Here is a 19,200-nt window from a genome sequence, read left to right on the forward strand (position 1 = left end):
TACAAATTAATGAACGACCTTTTTTGAAACGTTGTTTCCTTAATGGATATCATTCTTTTTGAAATTGCCACCTCTGACTTCTGCCACATCATAGACCGTTACAAAGGCATGTTTGTCAATTTCATAAATAATTTCTTTCATTTTACTTTCTTCTAATCGGTTAATGACACAATTGATCACTTTAATCGGTTCATTGGAATATCCACCTTGAGCCAAATTATAAGTTGCACTCCGACCTAAGCGGTCACGAATCGTTTCGACCATTTTCTCTGGTTCGCGGGTGATAATTTGAAAGGTTTTGGAGCCACTTAATCCTTCTTCGACAATGTGGATGACTTTAGAAGCAATAAAATACGCAATTCCGGACAAGATTGCCCCTTGAAGACCGAAAACAGTGGACACAACGATAAACACAAATAGATTTAAGAATAAAATCAGGTCACTCGTACCAAAAGGCAATTTACGAGAAAGCAATACGGCTAACATATCGATGCCATCCAAAGCCCCACCATTCCGTAAGGCCAAACCCATACCGAAACCAATGATGATCCCGCCAACAACAGTTACTAATAGGGTATCCCCCTTGATAATCGTAGGTACATGGTGCATAAGAGCTGTGCCGATGGCAAGAGAGGCTATACCAATAACCGATTTAATCGCAAAACTTTTCCCGATTTGTTTATATCCTAAAAAGACAAACGGAATATTCAGGACGGCAATGAGAATTCCAAGTGGCAATCCTGATAACTGGGATCCAACGATACTAAGGCCTGTCACTCCTCCGTCTGAAACATTATTTGGGATCAATACCGCCTCTAGTCCATAGGCCGTAATAAACGCTCCGATTATTACGAATAATCCTCGCCAAGCTAATGTTAACATAGGTTTTTGTTGCGTATTTACACTCATCTCTTCTCCCCATTTCTATTTCATATTTTTACTTTTCCTCTTTTTTCCACTTTTTATGTATAAAAAGGTGTCAGTACCTCATTCAACCATTATTCATTGTGTTCTTCCTCTTAGAAATCGAATTCCAATTATAAAGAATATCAAAAAATCGGGAAATGGGGAAATAAAAGGTAGGGGATAAGAAGACTAGACATATTTTGGTGTCTTTATTGGTTATTATAGATGTCACTGATATTTATTTAAGGTTCATCAATGAAAATTATTTGTTTGTTGACTTGTGTATGTGAAAAATTCAACAACATAATCCAAAATTCGACCATTTTAGACAAAATTTCCCCCATCTTAGTGTAAAAATATTGTCAAAGAATGTGCCGAAAAATGATAATGTTTTAAGGTGATTAAAAAGGTGTATTTATTGTAAATATTTGTTAGATATATAAACAAATAGACCTAAATATTGAGAGGGAAAATGGTGCGATTATTACTGCGGGAATGGGTTTTGTAGTGGAGCGATCATATGGATGAAGTGGAAAGACTTGGACGATACCGAGGATCGAAGAACCGAAAGTGTCGCCAAGTTTTCTTAACATTAGAAAAGGAAGACATTGAAAACTAACAATTTTCGATTGTCATATCTCCATATCATACTGTTTCTTAAATATCATCCCGTTACTATTGTAAAAAATAACGAATTTTTTAATACCTTTGTTTCTCTGCTGGCGTCCAGTTGTCACTTGTTCCTTTTCAATGGTGAACAAAGAAAAAGATGAAACGATTTTAGATAATACCTTTATTGGAAGCATGGTTGATTTATGGAAGAAAACGAATTGATTTCGGAAATTCCTTTTTTATTCAAAAATGAACGGGGAAGTCTTTATTTTAAAGATGAAACAAGTTGACGAGATGGTAACGGATGTATTTGTAAACTCGTCAATCATTCACTCTTAAAGGGGAAAATAGGATGAGTGGAAAGAATCTGTCGAAAGGAAAGAAAAACAAAAAAGAGATTAATAAAGGGTGGAACTTATCGAAGATACAGAATCCTCAAGAAAAGAGGAAGCGAAAATCAAAGAGATTTTTTCGACTACTTGGGACAAAATTGGTTTTAAGAAAACGAAATAAAGAGGATCTTACTATCGATAAAGTTCATCGATTCAGAACATCAGCCATGGAAATAGAGGAAAAGCGAACAGAAGTCCATCTAGGGAAGGTTTGGGTAAAAGATGGACAAATTTATTGTAAGGAATCATCTGCACATTTTCCTACCATTACGGTTTCAGAAGGTATGCATCTCTATAAAAATGGAAAATTAGTCAAAAAAACCACTGTCCTTTCAGAAAAGGATCAGATAAGGGTTGATTTTCCAAACGAGCGGAAAGAAGCTTCATGGTCTATTCAGCTTCATCCTTCGAAAATGGAAGCCATCCTGAATGTCGAAATGGGCTATCAAAAAGTACATCAATTAAAGGATCAGGAACCAAGTGCACATCTTGATCTTCAAATCGAAACGAAGCTCAAAATGATTAATCCTCTTCAAGCGACTCATCTAGAACAAAGAATGAAAGAACTAGGAATCAATACGGGGATTCAACCACAGGAAATTCAAAGAGCGTTAAATGCCACTGAATCGGGACAATTTATTATTGCGAAAGGATTAGAACCTATCCAAGGAAAAGATGGTTGGGTGGAATGGGCATCTGAATTTTTTGATTCTAGCCATTTACGTTCCAAAGAAGAGAATGGAATCCAACCTTTAACATCACAAAATTTTGTCCAATCAGGGCAGTTGATTGGAACGATTCATCCTCCTGTACCTGGAAAAGCAGGGTATTCGGTTACTGGAGAAAGCATTCCTGCAAATTCAACAAAAGCGATTCAACTTCAATTAGGCAAAGGAACAGATCTGTTGGAGAAAGGTTCAAAGATCGTCGCTCTATTACCGGGACGAGTGTCCATTCAACAAAGCGAGGAGAAGCTGGCTGTTTGCGTAATTCCGAGATATTATCAATCAGGTCATTTGTATAATCGAGCAGGACAAATCCAATTTTATGGGGACGTAGAAATCAAAGGAGATGTCGATGAGAAAGCAGTAGTGGAAGCCATGCACGATATTGTTGTTCATGGCATGGTCAATGAATCGAAGATTACCGCTGGGAATCACATCATTGTCTGCAAAAATGTCCTTAATGGCCGTCTTAGTGCAGGAAAAGAGTTTACATCTGTGATGGAATTAGGAATGATCTTGAGCCAAGTCTCTTCACAACTTCATGATTTAGCGTCTGCTGTCGTCCAAGTTTTTCAATCTCCTCTTTTTAAAAAATCAGATATGGGAAAAATGGGGATTCGCTCTTTAATCCGTCTTTTATTACAAAAAAAGTTTCAACAATTACCCTCCCTTATTAAAAAATTAGAGAAATGGATCGTTATGAATGAACATCGGCATATGGTGGAACCTGAATTAAAAGAAATTCATTCTGAATTAGTGGATGCATTTTTCAATTTGGAATCTTCTCCATTGAAAGATGTAGCCGATATTGAGTCCATAAAAGATCGGATGGAAAAAATTCGCGTATATTATTCCTTCAGTGAGTCAAATAATGCCAAAATCATTATCCCTTATGCTTTAAACAGTGAGATTATTTGTAGTGGAGATGTGTCCATCATTGGAAAAGGAAGTTTGGATACGAAGATTTTTTCAGAAGGTAGAGTGGAAATTAAAGGGGTTCTTTGTGGTGGAAATGTGTATGCAGCTAAAGGAGTCGTCGTGGAAGAAACTTGGATAAGAGGCAAAGAAAAAACGAAAATTTCCGTTCCACTTGGACAATCCATCAAAATCAATCATGCGCAAGGAGGAACCATAATCCAGATTGGGAGTCAAATGTATCGCTTGGAAAATGAGAAAAAGAATGTTCATGCGGTTTTATCGAAGGAAGGAACGTTTCAATTTTTGTAATTCACACAATAGCAAAGGATCAGTTATTTAGTTGTTTGAGTGAAGAGGATTTGTTAAAATTCTTAATCCGGAATGTTTTTTATGGCGGTTACATCTGTTCGGGACCTTTTAATTAGTAATATTTACATGTTGTTTTCTTATATCATTTGCAGGATGATTAAAATGATTCCCTTTTCAAGGGAGTAAAAAAGTTGACATGTTCTTCCATTCATGGGGGAATGTAGGGTCCATAGCCATCTTGAAGAAGGATCTGGGTATCGTTTACCTGTCAATAGTGTAGGAAAGTCTTTATGAAAGGATTGGAAGGATGTACCCAATAAAGGTCGTATTAGTCGATGATGACCAGGATTCATTACAAATTCTTCAATATTTTATGAAAGAAGTCGCCTTTTTTCAAGTGGTAGGTCTTGGTAGTAATGGGGAGGAATTAATTGATGAAGTGATGAAGAAAAAGCCGGACCTCATTATTACCGATATTCGAATGCCAAAGAAAAATGGTATCCAAGCTATTAAAGATAGTGTATCTATTTACCCCAATCTTAAATATATTTTTGTTTCTGCTTTTGATCACTATGCGGTCGAAGCCTTTGAAATGGAAGCCATCGATTATCTTGTAAAGCCGGTTGAAAAAGTTCGATTTTTACAGGCACTGGAGAAAGCCAAAGATAGGATTGAGTGCGAAAAGGCGTTCGTAGAAGAACATACATCCCAGCCGTCTATGGATATGTTGTCCATTAAAGACGCTGCATGTATTCGCTTTATCCCTCAGGATGATATTTTTTTTATCGAAAAAATTGGAAAAAAATGCTTAGTCCACACGAAAAAAGGGCGATATGAAACCAATCAAACATTAGGAAACTTGTTGCCCCGACTGAACAGTGATTTTTATCAAGGGCATCGCTCTTATATTATTAATTTAAGGAAAATCGCTCAAATTTCACCCCATCATGAAACCTATATTGTTTCATTTCAAGGTTATGAACAAGTGGCCAATATATCTAAATTGAAAATTAGCGAAGTCAAAGAAAGAATTTCTATCGTACATGAGGGATAGAAGGTCCCAAATATTCTGCAAGTATACCACTAGGGGGGATTCCGATGAATGAACTAAGGGTGATTATTGCGGATGATGACCTTTCTTCCCGATTATTGCTCGTCCATCTTATGAAGGATTTACCGGAATTGAAGGTCGTAGGAGAGGCAGAAAACGGCATCGATTTTTTTCATTTGGTTATAGAGGAAAAACCAGATATCGTGTTGGTTGATATTCATATGCCTGGCTTAAATGGATTGGAAGCGGTTATCGCTTGTAAAGAAGTTTTACCAGACTTACAGATTATTTTTATTACCGGGTATGATGAATATGCGATTGAAGCATTTCAAATCTCGGCAACGGATTATATTGTGAAACCAGTGGAAAGGGTACGGCTTTATATGGCTCTTGAACGGGCCAAAAAACAATACCAATTGAAAAAAATGAGCCAAAAAATCAAGAATTTGAAGGAAACGAATAAACTCTTGATTCGATCGAATCGTTCCCTCCAATATGTAGTACCTATGGATATTCTTTTTATAGAAAAAGAAGGAAGAAAGACCGTTGTCCATACGGCTAATCAAGAGATTGAAACGTCTGAACCGATCCAAAAACTAGGCGAAAGACTACCAAGTTATTTTGTTAAGACCCATCGTTCCTATTTAATCAATTTAAAAACAATTGAAAAGATTGAACCTTCTGGTGAAACTTACACGGCCTCATTCTTTCATACGCAAAAAGTTGCCTATATTTCTAAATTAAAAATTAATGAAGTCACTCGATTATTAAGTTCATAGATGTTATTCCAAATGGTTGATGAAAAATGGAATACTTGAGAGAATAATTTTTCCGCGAATTAAAGTCCCACATAACGTAGTATTCAGCAACAGATAATGGGAATATTTTTATAAGGTTGTGTTTTCTATGTTCGATTTAGCTTCCATTCATGTATTTATATGGGCATTGGGATTCACGTTGATTTTCATCGTCATCCTTTTGTCTATCAGACTTGTGAAAAAAAATCATGAGCTTCGGAAGTATCGGATGTTTGAAATTCATTATCAATCATTGATCGAGCACAACCCGAATGTGGTATGGACAGTGGATACCGAAGGGAAGATTGTCCACGTGAATCCGAGAGCAATGGAATTATTAAAGTATGAAAAGGAGCAATTCTTGTCCAAACCCTTTTTCTCTTTTTTACATGAGGAAGATCGGAAAAAGGCGAAACAGAAGTTTTTTCATTTGCTTGAGGAAGACAGAACGTATTTTGACGCATGCATTCAAGATGCGGAAGACAAATGGGTTCCCATGTTCATTACACTTGTTCCTATTATGATTCATGGAAAAATGACAGGAGCATTTGTGTTTGCGCGAGATAATAGTGAAGTGGTTGAGCATAAAAATCAAATGAAGAAGGCACAGTTGGATCTCATTCATACCATACAAAAACAACAAGGTATGACATTTAAATATGTGAAAATGGGAGACCAGTTTATTCATACCTTATGTGAGGGCGAGTTAGTAGAAAAACTAGGGCTATCCTCTTCTATGGTAGTTGGAAAACCGTTGCACGGTGTATTGCCGAAAGAAGAAGCAGATGCGAAACTACTAGCTTATGAGAAAGCTTGGGAAGGGGAAGTCACACATTTTGAAGCTTCCATGAACGGAATATATTTTTATGTTACGTTGAGCCCTGTTTTTCTAGAGGGGCGGGTTGTAGAGGTCATTGGATCGGGAATTGATATTACGAAACGGAAATTGATAGAAAGAGAAATGATTCAAGCGAAAGAAGAGGCGGTTAAAGCGAGTTTAGCCAAATCAGAGTTTTTATCCAATATGAGTCATGAATTAAGGACACCTCTTAATGCCATTCTTGGATTTTCCCAATTGTTAGAAGGGCAAGAATCCCTTACTGAACAGCAGCGTTTTTTTGTCAAGGAAATTTTAAAAGGCGGACGTCATTTGCTGGAGCTGATTAATGAAATATTGGATCTCTCAAGAATTGAAGCAGGGCAGCTGAAAATTTCCTCCCAAATCGTGAACATTCGAACCATGATGGAGGAATGTATCAATTTAGTAGCGCCTGTGGCTGTTACTAAAGGGATTTATATCACGAATGAAAGGACCATGGCTGGGAATCAGAATGTTTATGTGGATCCAACAAGATTAAAGCAGGTGTTGTTGAACTTATTAGAGAATGCCATTAAATATAATAAAGAAAATGGAGATATCTTTATTACCTATGAATGTAAAGAGAACTTTCTTTATGTCCATATTCAAGATACAGGTATGGGAATTCCTCCTGAAGCGCAAGAAAAAATTTTTACTCCATTCTTCCGACTTGAACACTCACAAATAGAAGGGACAGGTATGGGGCTCTCTCTTGTTAAACAACTAATTCAATTAATGGGTGGACAAGTAGGGGTAAATAGTCATTTGGGGATGGGAAGCGATTTTTGGATTAGCTTACCGCTGGCCCATCCGAATCAAAAGATAGCGCAACCGGATAATGAGAAGAAGAGAATTGTATCTCCTATCCAAAAAAACGTTACCATTTTATATATCGAAGATGATCCATCTAATTTGCTATTAGTGACGGAAATATTAAAAGAAATCCATGATGTGACCTTACATGTGGCACAGACAGGTTTGGCAGGGCTAGAAATGGCCAATCAGCAAAAGTATGATTTAATTTTATTAGATTTAAATCTGCCTGATATGAACGGTTTTCATGTCCTTGAGAAATTAAAAGAAAACGTTCGTACCGCTGACATCCCAGTCATTGCCCTTAGCTCGAATGCTAGGAAAGAGGACCTGAACCGTGCGATCAAACATGGATTTAGTGATTATTTAACAAAGCCCATTGATATTTCCTGCTTTTTAAGCATTCTATTAAAATATTTGGAATGACAGGTGGTGTGTGTAGCATCATCTGTTCTTTTTTGAAAAAGTGGAAATGATGTCTGTTTGATTATGAAAATCTTTATGAGCTGTTTTTCCATTAGTTGACGATATTAGACAATTACTGACAAAATTCCGGAAAATCCCTCCACTCCATACCGCTCTATCCGCATTTTAAGCAAAACTTCCTCTATTTAAATCCAATTCACCCAAATACGAATCTTGCTATTATAAAATAAAATTGTGACCATTGTAATGTAAAGGCGGTTGGGAGTGGAACATTTGGACTATCTTATTAAATTGATTGAAGAACGCCGCAATAAAATGTTTGAATTAGCAAACAAATATGGAATTTCTTCAGAACAAACGATTGAATGCAGCCAAAAATTAGATAGTTTATTAAATTTGTTAATGGTCGAAAAGGAAAAAAGAAAAAACGAATTGGTTCGTTAACGATTTAGGTATAAGGGAAATTAAAGGAGTTTTTCTATGCAAATCATCCATCATCTCTATCAGTCTGATTTGGTGCTACTCTCTATTTTCATTGCGATACTTGGTGCGTGTTCAGCCATTCATGTAGCCAATCAACTCTCGTCGACCATGAATAAAAGAATATATTGGTTGATTACTAGTTCTTGTAATGGGTATTAGTATGTGGTCCGTCCATTTTACAGGACTGCTTGCTTTAAATCCTTTTCATTTCTATCATTTATTTACCTTTCCGATGGTGATCGTATCTTTACTCCTTGCTATTAGTGGAGTGATGGTTTCCTATCTTTTATTTTTTCAACAGAACGATTCCCATTGGCATAGCATTTTTAGCGGAATCACTTTTGGATCAGGAATTATCGGCATGCACTTTACTGGAGTTAAAGCGATGATGGGGAATTCGATTCGGTATGATTTCAAACTTGTTATCGTATCGATTCTTATAACCTTCTTGTTATCTATTTTATCTATGTATGTTTGGAATCGTTGTCGACAAAATGGAGAGCCATCCATCAAAAGAACTCTTGGAATGGCGGTATTAATTGGGTTAACCATTACACTTATGCATTATATGGCCATGTCCGGAGGGTTTTATATTCAAACGACAGGTACACAACCCACACTCTTGGTTAGCCGGCAAGTTTTATTGATTGTGGTAACGGTGGTTAACTTTTTTCTGTTTGCTATCGTGTTACTTCTTTCTTATTTTAATCAAAAGAAAGCGGAGCAGAATGCCAGTGATAAGGAAAGAAGATATCGCTCCTTATTCGAACAAAACCAAGACGGGATTTTCATTTTGGATCCATTAGGAACCATCATGGAGGCAAATGAAGCAATAGAGGGGATTTCTGGCTATCGAAAAGGAGAACTTTATGGCATGGATTTTTTTCGTATGATCCATCCTGATGACCTTCCTATGACAGTGGCTTATTTTCAAGATTCTCAAAAAGGGATTCCTCATGAATTTCAAGTACGTGTTTACGATAAACAACAAAGGGAGATCTTTCTAAGGGTTAAAAATGTTCCGATTGAGATGAACGGAAAAATGGATGGTATCTATGTCATTGTTAGAAATATTACAAGCCAAATTAAAATGGAAAAACAGTTAAAACAAATGGCGTATTATGATGCATTAACTGGAATCCCCAATCGGCGTCTATTACAGGAACGTTTGAAAAAAGCTGTTCAGCAGGCGGAACAAAATAAGACGAATGTTGCGTTATTTTATCTAGATTGTGATCGATTTAAGTGGGTAAATGATACACACGGGCATAAGACAGGTGATTTATTATTAAAAGGTTTTGTGCAAAGAGTAGCTAAATGTATTCGTGAATCAGATACACTCGCCCGTTTAGGTGGCGATGAGTTTGCCCTTATTGTTAATGGGTTTGAATCAAAACAAGAAGTGATCCGAATCGCTGACGCGATCATTCAAAGCATGAGGAAACCTTGGAATATCAATGGAGCGGAATTTATTGTGACTACCTCCATTGGGATCTCCATTTATTCCGGTGGTGAAACGAATATCAACCATCTTTTAGCTCAAGCAGATAAAGCATTGTATGCATCAAAAGAAAAAAGAGGCGGGACCTATCATTTTTATACAAAAGAAATTGCGGAGAAGATGGATCGAAATATCATGCTAGAAGATGGGTTAAGGCAAGCTGTCAGTCTAGGTCATTTTCACTTAGTCTATCAGCCTCAAGTGGATATTCAAGAAAATCAATTAGCTGGGTTTGAAGTGTTACTTAGATATACCCATCCTACTATAGGAATGGTTTCTCCTTCTGAATTTATTCCTATTTGTGAAAAAATCGGAATCATTCATGAAGTAACCGAATGGGTATTAAAAGAAGTATTGAAACAGCAAAAGAAATGGAAAGATACCGGTTTTGGGGAAATTCCGATTGCCATCAATATTTCACCTACAACTTTGGAAAATCCATCATTTCTTCACATCGTTCAATCCCTAATGAAACAATTCGAAACGAATCCAACATCGATTGAATTTGAAATAACGGAAGATGCTTTCATGCATAATATGAACCACGTGAAAGTCATTCTTGGGAAATTGAACTTGATGGGCATTAAAATTTCGTTAGATGATTTTGGGGCAGGATATTCTTCTTTAAAGTATTTAAAGGAACTACCTATTGATAAAGTGAAGATTGACCGTTCTTTTATCAAGGGCATTCCTGAAAAAGAGCGTGAGAAGGCGATTATAGAAAGTATACTTGAATTAACACGTCGTCTTAAGGGAGAAGTCATTTGTGAAGGGATCGAAACAGAAGAACAGCTATTATTTTTAAAAGAGCAAGGCTGTCAATTTGTCCAAGGGTACTATTATAGCAAACCATTATCAAAAGAAGAGGTAGAAAAAAAATTTATAACACAGGGATTGATTTCTCTTCGCCAAGCAGCAGGGCAATAAATTTAGAATACTAATAGGTTAGTTGAATCTATTTAAATGTTTCTATTGTCTAACAAACATGCGTATCGTTATTTAGGCCACTCAAAAAGTGTAAGCTTTTTAGGTGGCTATTTTTTATAAGATTAGAGCCGCTCAACCGACTCGAGAAATGTCTAGCTCCAGCCCCTAGCGTCTTATGCCTTTCGGTCTCCTCCCTACGATAAGTCAACATCGAATCGCTATCGCTCTTCGTGTTTCCTATATCTCAGTTGGAGGCCACCACAAGGAAGGATCCGGCAGCATCCACATCGCACGACCGAAAGCGATAGCTTTTGGGAGGAGGTCATACGACGCTGACCAGGAGGCTTCTGCTTTTCTAATGATGACGTTTTCATGTTTCTTAAGTATAATTTTATTAGTAAAAAGTTTAATAGGACGTGAGATAAGGTGAAGAAAATAACGGTTGAAAACTTGGTTCAGAAGTTTTCATTGAAGGTTTTGGCGGGGGAGGATCAACTCCAGAAAGAGATTACCCAATCACGAGCTCATCGTCCGGGCTTGGAGTTTGTTGGCTATTTTGATTTTTTTCCGACGGAACGGGTGCAAATTTTAGGGAAAAAGGAAATTACGTATTTACATAAACTGAGCAAAGAGGAACGGAAAATCCGGATTGGGAATATTGTTCATTACCATCCCCCTTGTTTTATCGTGACAGCTGGGGAAGATGGCCTTACCTATTTAAAACATCATTGTGAAGAACAAAAAATTCCTTTGCTAGTCACTAAACAGCCGGAGATTACTTCTGATTTTATTACCAAATTGGATGCGTATTTGGTGAAGGAACTTGCTCCAGAAATTGCGGTGCACGGGGTTTGTGTGAATGTCTCTGGGATCGGCATTTTGATCCGCGGTAATTCCGGTGTAGGAAAAAGTGAAACGGCGCACACATTGATTCGCCGGGGACACCGACTCGTAGCGGATGATATTGTGGTATTGAAGAAACTGAGTCCGCAAACGATTCTTGGAACGCATGATGAGAAAACGAGGGAGTTTTTGGCTCTTCGTAGTATCGGTCTGTTGAACGTAGTTCGCTTATATGGTCGCAAGGCTTTCCAGGATGAAACAAGAATCACTCTCGAAATTAATTTAACGAAATGGGAGAAAGATGCCCTATATAATGATTTGGATCAGGAAGTTCGCTATACCGATTATATGGGAGTGAAAATTCCTACGATGGATATCCAGCTTGTTCCCGGCCGTGATGTGGCGGGCTTAATTGAGGCAGCTGCCAATAACTGGTATTTAAAACAGCAAGGATATAATGCGGCAGAAGAATTTATGAGCAGGATTGAAGCAGAATTGTCGAACGCAGATAAACAATAACGAAACAGAAAATCAGTCCCCTGAATCATCGCGGTGATTCGGGGGTTTTCTATTTAATGAAGAAGGTTTGAACTTTGTTCATTTTGAAATATGGGGGAAAACGGTATTGCTTATTTTTCCATACAAATTATGCGTTTTCCTAAAAAATTTAAGCGCTTTTAGGGTAAAAGTGTAAAAAATATTGTCTAAATCTTATTATTGCAAAGCGCTTACATTAGGTTTATAATGTTTATAAACCGATTTACTAAACCGATTTATTAAATGAAAAGGAGGTGCCCATGCCATGCACCATGTCATTGTTCCGTTAAATGCTTTTAATAGAGTTGAAGTTTTAAAGAGGGGGCAAGCTTCATTTTTTCCAATGATTGCTCAATCAGGTGCTTTTGGGGTGGAGATTCGGCGTGAACTACTCACGGAACAGGATTTGCCTTTACACATCATGAGAGAAGAAATGGAGCAATATCAATTGTTCACTGTTTTCTCGGCCCCGATTGAGTTATGGAAAAAGAATCATCAGTTTAATGAAAAGGAATTAACAGTCATTTTCCAAGAAGGTAAAGAGCTTGGAGCGAAATGGATCAAAGTGTCACTAGGGCATTTTCACAAAGAACAATCCAATGTTGCTGATCTTCTTTTGTTTTTAAACGAGCATAAAGAAATACAATTGCTTGTTGAAAATGATCAAACACTTTATGGCGGGAATATCCATCAATTGAAAACGTTTTTTGAAAGCGCCTACGAGAATGGTGTACCAGTTAAAATGACGTTTGATATTGGGAATTGGCATTATTCCAAACAGAATGTGGATGAGGCATTAAGGGAACTTGCTCCTTATGTCCATTACCTTCATTTAAAACAAGTGGAAAACCAAGATGGGGAATGGGTAACTGTACCACTCCAAAAAAATAACTACTGGGAATTCCTACTGAAGAGGTTTCCACCCGAAATGATGAAAGCGCTTGAGTTCCCTATTGAACCTCCGGAAAAGACTAAGGAGTATATTCAAATGATGGTAGAAAGGGTGGTATTATGCAACCACTAGATGTGGTGACATTTGGAGAAGCAATGGCCATGTTCATTGCTAACGAGCCTGGTAGGTTACATGAAATTAGTCAGTTTACCCGTGAGCTTGCTGGTGCGGAAACAAATGTGGCCATCGGTCTTGCACGCCTTGGTCTAAGAACTGGCTGGGCTAGCAAAGTGGGAAATGATGCTTTTGGAAAATTTATCATCGAGCGGCTCCAACGTGAACAGGTAGATATTAACCATGTATTGATCGACAACCACTATCCGACAGGCTTTCAACTAAAATCAGTCGTCACAGAAGGTGATCCCGAAGTCCAATATTTCCGAAAAGGATCGGCAGCCAGCCATCTAAGTCCGGCTGATTTTCAAGAAGAGTATTTTCAAAGTGCGAGGCACCTTCATATGACAGGGATTCCATTAGCCATTTCCGAAGCTGCTAGAAGATTTGCTCACCATGCTTTAACCTATATGAAAAAGAACGGCCGAAAAGTCTCCTTTGATCCGAATTTAAGGCCCACTCTTTGGTCTTCCCAAGATCAAATGGTGAAGGAAATCAATGAGGTGGCGTTTCAGGCAGATTACGTTTTACCGGGAATCGCCGAGGGGGAAACATTAACAGGCTATAAAGAACCTCGTGATATTGCTTCTTTCTACTTGGATATGGGAGTGGAACTGGTTGTGATTAAGCTAGGACCAGAAGGAGCTTTTTATAAAACCGCTTCTGAAGAAGGAATGGTTCCTGGGTTCCGAGTAGAAAAAGTAGTGGATACCGTTGGTGCCGGGGATGGGTTTGCTGTTGGGGTAATTAGTGGACTTCTGGAAGGACTCCCCATCCACGATGCTGTTTTAAGAGGAAATGCGATTGGTTCTTTGGCTGTTCAATCACCTGGCGACAATGATGGTTATCCAACGAGAACGGCACTTGAAAAATATATGGAAAATAATTTGCAGGGAGTGAAAGTTTATGAATCAAACCATTGCTAGAAAACGCTGGTTGTATCTGATTCCTATTGCTTTTATCACATATAGTCTTGCCTATTTGGATCGTGCCAACTATGGGTTTGGTGCAGCTGCCGGATTAGCCGAGGATCTCCATATTACGGCGGCTACTTCCTCCCTGCTAGGATCCTTATTTTTCTTAGGATATTTCTTTTTCCAAGTACCTGGGGCTGCTTATGCAGAGAGAAAGAGTGCCAAAGTCCTCATTTTCTGGTCACTAATTGCCTGGGGGTTGTTAGCTGCCTTTACCGGGATGGTAACCGATATAAAGTTGTTATATGTCATTCGCTTTGCCCTTGGAGTGGTTGAAAGTGCGGTCATGCCATCTATGCTTGTCCTTTTAAGCAACTGGTTTACGAAGCAAGAACGTTCTCGGGCGAATACGTTTTTAATTTTGGGAAATCCTGCAACGGTATTATGGATGTCGATTGTTTCCGGTTATTTAGTGGAATCGGTCGGTTGGAGATGGATGTTTATTATTGAAGGTCTTCCTGCGGTCCTTTGGGCATTTATTTGGTGGAAAGTGGTCGATGATAAACCGAGAGAGGCAAAATGGTTAACGGATCAAGAAAAGGCGGACCTTGAAGAGCAATTGGCCAAAGAACAACAGGGCATTAAGCCGGTGAAGAATTACCGTGAGGCGTTCCGATCCAAACCTGTCATTTTGTTAAGTGCTCAATATTTCCTTTGGAGCATTGGTGTGTATGGATTTGTGATGTGGCTTCCTTCGATTATTAAGGCGGCACCAAATATGGATATGGTCACAACTGGATGGTTGTCGTCTGTTCCTTATATTTTAGCTATTATTCTTATGTTCACAGCCTCGTATTTTTCAGATAAATCGTTAAAACGGAGCGTTTTTGTTTGGCCATTCTTGCTTATTGGAGCTATCGCCTTCTATACTTCTTATGCTTTAGGAACGAATCATTTTTGGCTGTCATTTATATTGTTGGTTATTGCTGGTGGGGCTATGTATGCTCCATATGGTCCTTTCTTTGCGATCATTCCGGAAATCCTTCCTCGTAATGTCGCGGGAGGTGCCATGGCTCTCATTAACAGTATGGGGGCATTAGGTTCCTTTGCTGGTTCCTATATTGTCGGCTATTTAAATGGGGTTACAGGCGGATTTGGCGCTTCCTATATTTTCATGGCTGGCTCCCTATTATTTTCTGCGATTTTAACGATTTGGGCAGTTAAAGTAGCTGGAGGCCCAAGCGGTAAAGCTACTATTAAAAGAATTGCTTAATTCGAAACCGCTTTCGAAGACCTAAAAGTCTATCAATCTATTTTGACAAAAAGGAGTTTTAAATGATGGGAGTAGAAGAAATCCAAAAGCGGAGAGTGGTGGCAGTCATCCGCGGTGCCACGATGGAAACGATCATTCCGGTGGCTCAAGCATTAAAGAATGGCGGAATTACTGCCATTGAGATTACGATGGAAACACCAAAAGCACTGTCCATCATTGAAAGAGTAGCAGATGTATTTGGGGATGAAATGTTTGTAGGGGCTGGGACTGTCTTAGATCCAGAAACGGCAAGGGCGGCTATTTTATCTGGGGCAAAGTTTGTTTTTTCGCCAACGGTACGAAAAGAAACGATTGAAATGACGAAACGGTATGGAATCATAAGTGTCCCAGGTGCCTTTACTGCAACAGAAATTTTAACCGCTTATGAATATGGGGCTGATGTGGTAAAAGTATTTCCAGCGGGAAGTGTTGGACCTGGTTATTTTAAAAATTTAGCTGGCCCTCTTCCTCATATTCCTCTTATGCCAACAGGGGGAATTAACACGGAGAATGCCAAAGACTATATTCGTGCTGGTGCTGTGGCTGTTGGCGTGGGAAGTTCTCTCGTGGATCCAACAAAAGAGTTAACCGAACTGTATTTACGTTCCATCACAGAGAAAGCCCAACAATTAATGATGGAAGTTCAGTTTGCTCAAAAGGTCTAAAATAGAGGATGACAGAAAGCGGAACCCCTTCGCTAGCTGTCATCCTTGTTTTTTGAGGGAGGACTGGAAATGGGGAATGATAGGGGCTAAAATGAAAGCGATGAAATAAGAGGAATGAGGAATGGGTATGGAAAAAGTAACAATGGCCGATGTGGCACGTGCGGCCGGCGTTTCGAAAAGTACGGTTTCCCAATATTTAAATAAACGTTACGAATATATGGGAGAAAAAACAAGACAAAAGATTGAAGAAGCGATTAAAACCCTTGGCTATCAACCAAATTTTTTAGCAAGAAGTCTTAAACAAAAGCGCACTTCTTTTATTGGAATCATCGTCGCCAATATCACACATTATTTTTCAACTGAAGTAAGCCGAGCAATCGAGGATTTCTTTCATCAACATGATTTGCAAGCGATTGTTTGTAATGCTGATGATGATCCTGAAAAAGAAAAGAAATATATTGAAATGCTAAGAGCCAAGCAGGTAGACGGGCTCATTATTTTTCCAACTGGACAAAATCATGATTTATATAAAAACATGGTCGAGCAAGGCTATCCAGTTGTGTTTATGGATCGAAAAGTAGAGGAAAGTCTTAATGTATTTTCCATCTTAACAGATAATACCGAGTCCACCTACAAAGCGGTTCAACGATTCATTGATAAGGGACATAAACATATTGCCTTTGTTGTACAACCATTACGGGTCAGTACGCGCTTGGATCGTTTGGAGGGATATAAAAGAGCTTTGAACGATGCTGGGATAGAGATCAATCCGGACTATATTGTAGAAGCCGACATTCCGGATATGAAAGCCAAATTAGAACGGCTCTTTTCCATGGAATTGAAGCCCACGGCTCTTTTTGCGGCTAATGATCGTGCCTTTATGGCGGTGGTTGAGTTTTTAAAAGAAAAGAAAATCCAACTTGGAGAGGACCTCGAGTTGATTGTATTTGACAATATCCCATTTGCTCATTTACTTGATACGCCTATTTCGTTTATTATACAGCCGGCAAGAGAAATGGGATTCAAAGCGGCGGAGCTTTTATATGGACAAATTAAACAAGAAGACAGGACTCCTGAAGTGTTTGTTTTTCCGAGTAAAATGATATAGATGGCCGGTCGTGGAACTGGCTATCATTTTTTTATACCTATCATTGAAGAGCCTTTACAAATGCCGTATAATGGTTTTATAAACCGGTTTAGTAAATCGTTTTATTTTTATTAAAAAGGAGTTATACTCATGAAAATACAATTAGCTTTAGATCGAATGGAAATAGATGAGGCGATTGAGCTTACTAGAAAGGTCGAGCAGTCGGTTGATTGGATTGAAGTTGGTACCTCTTTAATTAAGGAATATGGTGTCAAAAGTATTCAAGAAATAAAACAAGCCTTTCCTAATAAACCAGTCGTGGCTGATATCAAAACTATCGATAATGCCCGTTATGAGTTTGAAATGTGTTATCAAGCGGGGGCAGACGTGACCACGGTCATGGGAGTATCACCCCTAGTTACAATGGATGTTTGTATGGAGGTGGCAAAAGAGTATAACAAACAAGTGATGATTGATTTACTAAACACGACGGAACAACAAAAACTCGCCCTCCAAAAATATAAGGATGCTATCTTTTGTGTGCATGTAAGCAAAGATCAACAAGAGCAACTTGGTTCATTTAACACAGGGATGGGATTAAAAAACTTTTATACTCCATCTATGAAAATAGCTGCAGCAGGTGGAATTTCACTTGCTTCACTTGAAACGGTAACAGCAGCGCTTCATCCATCCATCGTGATCATTGGTTCGGCTATTACAAAGGCGGAAAATCCAACAGAAGCGGCGAATCAAATAAAACAATGTATCTTACAAATGAAAGTGGTGTAATTTCATGTACATTCAGACCATTTTAAAAGAAATAGACACCGTGCTTCGTCAAGTTGAAGAAAATCAGCTTCAGGACATAGCTCTTCAATTAAAAAAGGCGAATCGGATTTTCGTAATTGGAGAAGGACGTTCTGGGCTGATGGCCAAGTCGTTTGCTATGCGCTTAATGCATTTGGGAGCAACGGTTTATGTTGTAGGTGAGACCATCACTCCGTCGATTGCCTCAGGGGACCTGTTAGTTGCCATTTCTGGATCTGGTACGACAAAAAATGTTGTTTGGACGGCGGAAAAATCACGTTCTCTTGGCTGCTCTGTCATCGCTATGACAACCAATCCAGAATCAGCATTAGCGGAAGTTTCCACGGAGATTCTTCATGTACCGGCAGCAACAAAATACCGACGTGAGAATGAGATAAAAACTATTCAGCCGCTTGGATCTTTATTTGATCAATGTGCCCATATTATTTTTGATACTTTATGCTTGCAATTTAGTAAGTTAAATGAAGTAGATCACACCGTGGCATTCGGGCGTCACAGCAATTTAGAGTAGTCTTTGGAAATGGTTTTTGATATAAATAAACAGTATTCATTTGAAAAAGGAAGAAGCAGGATGATATATCTTATGGACTTCCTGTTTCTTTTTCTTTCACACTGCTATGTATCACAAGAAAATCTTCAGTAGCCTTAGTATTTTTCTTGTTATAAATTTTTTGCAAAAAAGTATTGACCAATCTATAAAACTCATGTAATATTTAAAAAGTCGTCAGCACGACGACAAAAGATAAAAAATAAATAAAAAAAGTTGTTGACATAAACAACTTGAAATGATATATTAATAGAGTCGCTTTTGAGTGACGAAAAAATAAGATTGTTCTTTGAAAACTAAACAACCAAAAACGTCAATAATTACAATATTCGTTTCGGTTGAAACGAAGCCAACGTTAATTTTATGAGCTAATCAACTTTTTTGGAGAGTTTGATCCTGGCTCAGGACGAACGCTGGCGGCGTGCCTAATACATGCAAGTCGAGCGGACCAATAGAAGCTTGCTTCTGTTGGTTAGCGGCGGACGGGTGAGTAACACGTGGGCAACCTGCCTGTAAGACTGAGATAACTTCGGGAAACCGGAGCTAATACCGGATAATTCACTCCCTCGCATGAGGGGGTGTTGAAAGTCGGTTCACGCTGACACTTACAGATGGGCCCGCGGCGCATTAGCTAGTTGGTGAGGTAATGGCTCACCAAGGCGACGATGCGTAGCCGACCTGA

The 19,200-nt window shown here is 38.5% G+C and carries 16 protein-coding genes and 1 rRNA gene; 16 read left to right on the forward strand and 1 reads right to left on the reverse strand.

The features are described 5' to 3' along the window. Nucleotides 1-39 precede the first annotated feature (39 nt). Nucleotides 40-909, reverse strand: coding sequence for a YitT family protein (locus G4Z05_RS12420; RefSeq protein WP_163252170.1), 870 nt, complete (start codon nt 907-909; stop codon nt 40-42). Between the two features lie 961 nt (nt 910-1,870). Between G4Z05_RS12420 and G4Z05_RS12425 the strand changes: the two genes are divergently transcribed. The 16 genes from G4Z05_RS12425 to G4Z05_RS12500 all read left to right on the forward strand — a co-directional run. Next, entirely contained in the window at nt 1,871-3,862 is a 1,992-nt protein-coding gene (locus G4Z05_RS12425; protein ID WP_163252171.1) for a FapA family protein, read from the forward strand. Nucleotides 3,863-4,169: 307 nt separating this feature from the next. Further along, complete coding sequence (locus G4Z05_RS12430) at nt 4,170-4,916, forward strand: LytR/AlgR family response regulator transcription factor (protein WP_163252172.1); 747 nt, start codon at nt 4,170-4,172, stop codon at nt 4,914-4,916. Nucleotides 4,917-4,960: 44 nt separating this feature from the next. Continuing rightward, nucleotides 4,961-5,692, forward strand: coding sequence for a LytR/AlgR family response regulator transcription factor (locus tag G4Z05_RS12435; protein WP_163252173.1), 732 nt, complete (start codon nt 4,961-4,963; stop codon nt 5,690-5,692). Between the two features lie 127 nt (nt 5,693-5,819). Beyond that, nucleotides 5,820-7,808, forward strand: a complete 1,989-nt coding sequence (locus G4Z05_RS12440; RefSeq protein ID WP_163252174.1) for a PAS domain-containing hybrid sensor histidine kinase/response regulator — start codon at nt 5,820-5,822, stop codon at nt 7,806-7,808. A 273-nt stretch (nt 7,809-8,081) separates the two neighbouring features. Further along, a complete protein-coding gene (locus tag G4Z05_RS12445) occupies nt 8,082-8,252 on the forward strand; it encodes an aspartyl-phosphate phosphatase Spo0E family protein (protein ID WP_240465378.1) in 171 nt (56 codons plus the stop codon). 36 nt (nt 8,253-8,288) lie between these two features. Further along, a complete protein-coding gene (locus tag G4Z05_RS12450; protein ID WP_163252175.1) occupies nt 8,289-8,450 on the forward strand; it encodes a hypothetical protein in 162 nt (53 codons plus the stop codon). A gap of 1 nt (nt 8,451) precedes the next feature. Further along, on the forward strand, nt 8,452-10,719 hold the full coding sequence (locus tag G4Z05_RS12455) for a bifunctional diguanylate cyclase/phosphodiesterase (protein WP_163252176.1): 2,268 nt from the start codon (nt 8,452-8,454) through the stop codon (nt 10,717-10,719). A gap of 426 nt (nt 10,720-11,145) precedes the next feature. Next, nucleotides 11,146-12,081, forward strand: coding sequence for an HPr(Ser) kinase/phosphatase (hprK, locus tag G4Z05_RS12460; protein WP_163252177.1), 936 nt, complete (start codon nt 11,146-11,148; stop codon nt 12,079-12,081). Nucleotides 12,082-12,364: 283 nt separating this feature from the next. Beyond that, entirely contained in the window at nt 12,365-13,123 is a 759-nt protein-coding gene (locus G4Z05_RS12465) for a sugar phosphate isomerase/epimerase family protein (RefSeq protein WP_163252178.1), read from the forward strand. Continuing rightward, nucleotides 13,111-14,091 carry a sugar kinase gene (locus G4Z05_RS12470; RefSeq protein ID WP_163252179.1) on the forward strand — a complete coding sequence of 327 codons (981 nt, stop codon included), beginning with the start codon at nt 13,111-13,113 and terminating at the stop codon, nt 14,089-14,091. The genes G4Z05_RS12465 and G4Z05_RS12470 overlap by 13 nt, the downstream gene beginning before the upstream one ends. Next, nucleotides 14,072-15,352: an MFS transporter gene (locus G4Z05_RS12475; protein WP_163252180.1), complete on the forward strand. Its 1,281-nt coding sequence runs from the start codon at nt 14,072-14,074 to the stop codon at nt 15,350-15,352. The genes G4Z05_RS12470 and G4Z05_RS12475 overlap by 20 nt, the downstream gene beginning before the upstream one ends. Before the next feature lie 65 nt (nt 15,353-15,417). Then, nucleotides 15,418-16,056, forward strand: a complete 639-nt coding sequence (locus G4Z05_RS12480) for a bifunctional 4-hydroxy-2-oxoglutarate aldolase/2-dehydro-3-deoxy-phosphogluconate aldolase (RefSeq protein ID WP_163252181.1) — start codon at nt 15,418-15,420, stop codon at nt 16,054-16,056. 127 nt (nt 16,057-16,183) lie between these two features. Further along, nucleotides 16,184-17,164, forward strand: a complete 981-nt coding sequence (locus tag G4Z05_RS12485; protein ID WP_163252187.1) for a LacI family DNA-binding transcriptional regulator — start codon at nt 16,184-16,186, stop codon at nt 17,162-17,164. A 129-nt stretch (nt 17,165-17,293) separates the two neighbouring features. After that, nucleotides 17,294-17,932, forward strand: coding sequence for a 3-hexulose-6-phosphate synthase (gene hxlA, locus G4Z05_RS12490; RefSeq protein WP_163252182.1), 639 nt, complete (start codon nt 17,294-17,296; stop codon nt 17,930-17,932). 4 nt (nt 17,933-17,936) lie between these two features. Then, nucleotides 17,937-18,482, forward strand: a complete 546-nt coding sequence (gene hxlB, locus G4Z05_RS12495; RefSeq protein WP_163252183.1) for a 6-phospho-3-hexuloisomerase — start codon at nt 17,937-17,939, stop codon at nt 18,480-18,482. Between the two features lie 414 nt (nt 18,483-18,896). Next, a 16S ribosomal RNA gene (locus tag G4Z05_RS12500) occupies nt 18,897-19,200 on the forward strand; the annotation flags it as partial.

It is taken from the genome of Neobacillus thermocopriae, assembly GCF_010975035.1.
Classification (GTDB): domain Bacteria; phylum Bacillota; class Bacilli; order Bacillales; family Cytobacillaceae; genus Neobacillus; species Neobacillus thermocopriae.